Here is a 1381-nt window from a genome sequence, read left to right on the forward strand (position 1 = left end):
CCCATTGCTGGCCGAGGCTCGCCGCCACCCGGCTGGCGTAGTCGCGGCTGTCCGCGATGTCGGAGGTCTTCCCCTGCAGCACCGCCTGCGCGGCGGCGCGCGACATCGCTTCCGTATCCGGGCTATTCACCATCTGCTCGAGCTTCAGGCGCATCGCCGTAACCCGTTCGAGATAGCGCGCGAGGCTCAGGTCACCGGTCGTCGCCACCTGCGCGGCGGCCTTGCCGGCCTGTGCCGGCAAGCCGGACAGGGGATCGCTGCCGCTGAGCCGCAGGATCGGTCCGAATGCATTCGCGAGGGGGGCGAGCTGGGGCTGTGCCCGCTTCGACGGATCTTTCTCGTCGGCGCCGACCAGCTGCTGTGCCTTGCTGACCAGCGTATCCGAAAGCGATTGCGCCGTGACGCCCGCGCCGGCCTGATACACGATGGCATTCATGAGCGCAACCAGCGGCGAGCGTTGCGGGTCGCCCAGCAGCGAGAGCTGGTCGGCGGTGGCAGACAGTGTCGAGGCGCTCTGCCAGCGCAGGCTGTTGAGGAACTGCGCCCATGCGCGCGCATAGTCGTCGAAGTAGCGTTGACGCAGTTTCGCTTTCAGCGTCGACGATGTGGCGCTGGCCGTCTTTGTGTCGGAGAGCACCCAGTCGCCGGCGACGTCTCCCTGGCTGCTCGCCTCGTCGATCGCTTTCGAGATGCGCTGCTCCCACGCGTCGCGCGTGAAGACGCCCGGAATGGTCTGGCTCGTGTTGAACAGGCCGCGCCCGGTGGTGTCGCCAAGCAGGCCGGCCAGGGAGACCGGCGGATACTTCGGCCTTGCGTCGTCGAGGATCTGCTGGTAGGTCGCGTCAGTCGAGTTCTGGATGCCGCGCACGCCAATGACGGTCTGCCGCGTGGCGGCGACCAGGCTGCTGTCCGGCACGATGGCGAGCGTTGAACCGTTCGCAGCAGGTCGACGGCCCAGGTGATCCGCGAAGAATTGAATGGCGTGCTGGCGAAGGTCCTCCCACGTGCCGGACGACAGCGGCGAGGCGGGCGGGCGGGCAGGCGCCTGCGTTGCCAGAAGCTGGGGCGTGAGGAACGAAGCGACGGCCCGCTCGGGCCTGGCGAGCATCAGGTAGGCCTTGAGCGTGTCGTACGCGGCCTGTGCCTGGGCGTTGCCGCCGCTTGCGATCTCCGCGTCGGACATCGACGCAAGCTGGCGCAGGCGATCCTCCAGTTTCTGGCGGATCGGCCCGACGAGGATACGGCCCGCAGCATCCTCATAGCCGGGCCACAGCACAGCGAGCACGGCGCTGTCGCGATTCAGACCGAAGCGCGCGGTCCAGGGCGCGCCGTCGCGCTGACGGCTCTCGAGCGTATCAATCTGCTTGTCGAGACTGTCGAG

1 protein-coding gene is annotated in these 1381 nt (G+C 68.2%); it reads right to left on the bottom strand.

Annotation, left to right across the window (positions count from 1 at the left end):
- A partial coding sequence (locus tag AB4Y36_RS40420) for an ImcF-related family protein (protein ID WP_368685931.1) occupies window positions 1-1381 on the bottom strand: 1381 nt, incomplete at both ends.

The sequence above is a fragment of the Paraburkholderia sp. BR10936 genome (genome assembly GCF_040965735.1).
Classification (GTDB): domain Bacteria; phylum Pseudomonadota; class Gammaproteobacteria; order Burkholderiales; family Burkholderiaceae; genus Paraburkholderia; species Paraburkholderia nodosa_A.